This is a genomic window from Streptomyces sp. MnatMP-M17, assembly GCF_900091995.1.
Classification (GTDB): Bacteria; Actinomycetota; Actinomycetes; order Streptomycetales; family Streptomycetaceae; genus Streptomyces.
Genome location: NZ_FMDK01001292.1, coordinates 1 through 1,192, shown reverse-complemented (window position 1 = coordinate 1,192; position 1,192 = coordinate 1). Strand labels below are relative to the sequence as shown.

1 protein-coding gene is annotated in these 1,192 nt (G+C 71.1%); it reads left to right on the top strand.

What is annotated here, in order from left to right; genetic code table 11:
• Window positions 1-1,192: beta-ketoacyl reductase (locus tag GA0115259_RS38675; protein WP_141716920.1), on the top strand; the 1,192-nt coding region annotated here is incomplete at both ends.

Genomic DNA, 1,192 nt, shown 5'->3' with positions numbered 1-1,192 from the left:
GTCATCGGCTCGCTCACGCCCGAGCGGCTGGATGCCGTACTGCGTCCCAAGGCCGACGCGACCTGGCATCTGCATGAACTGACCCGCGATCTCAATCTCGCCGCGTTCGTCGTCTTCTCCTCCGTGGCCGGTACGTTCGGTGGCCCGGGACAGGCTAACTACGCGGCGGGCAACGCCTTCCTGGACGCGCTCGCCGCCCATCGGCGGGCCGAGGGACTGCCGGGCCTGTCGCTCGCCTGGGGTCCCTGGGGTCAGGGCGTGGGCATGACCAGCGGGCTCGATGACCGCGATGTCCGCCGCGCCGCCGAGTCGGGCATGCCGCTGCTGTCGGTGGAGCAGGGCCTGGCGCTGTTCGACGCGGCGCTCGCGACCGGCGAGGCCGCGGTTCTGCCCGTACGGCTCGACCTGCCCGTCCTGCGGGCCAAGGGCTCCGTCCCCGCGCTGCTGCGCGGCCTGGTCCGTACGGGTTCGCGGCGGACCGTGGCCGCCGGAGCCGGAACGGGTACGGGTAAGGACGCCGGGCTGGCCGAGCGTCTGAGCCGGCTGGAACGCGCGGAACGGTACGGGACACTGCTTCACCTGGTGCGTGACCACGCGGCCATGGTGCTGGGCCACACGAGCGGCGACGGAGTCGATCCCGCGCGCGCCTTCCGCGATCTGGGCTTCGATTCCCTCACCGCTGTCGAACTGCGCAACCGGCTGAACGCGGCGACCGGGCTGCGGCTGCCCGCCACCATGGTCTTCGACTATCCGACGGTCGAGGTACTCGCCGGTCATCTGCTCGAAGAACTGCTCGGCCCGGACACCGCCCTGGCCGATGCCGCGCCCGAGCTCTCCCGGGCCCTGCTCGATGACGACCCCATTGTGGTCGTGGGCATGAGCTGCCGTTTCCCCGGAGGCATCGGATCGCCCGAGGACCTGTGGCGTGTGGTCTCCGAGGGCGCCGATGTCGTCTCGGACTTCCCGGTGAACCGCGGCTGGGACGTGGACGCGCTCTTCCATCCGGACCCGGACCACACCGGCACGTCCTACACCCGCTCCGGAGGATTCCTGCATGACGCGGGCGAGTTCGACCCGGCGTTCTTCGGGATGAGTCCGCGCGAGGCCATGGCCACCGACTCGCAGCAACGACTGCTGCTGGAGACCTCGTGGGAGGCCATCGAGCGGGCCGGTATCGACCCGCACTCGCTGC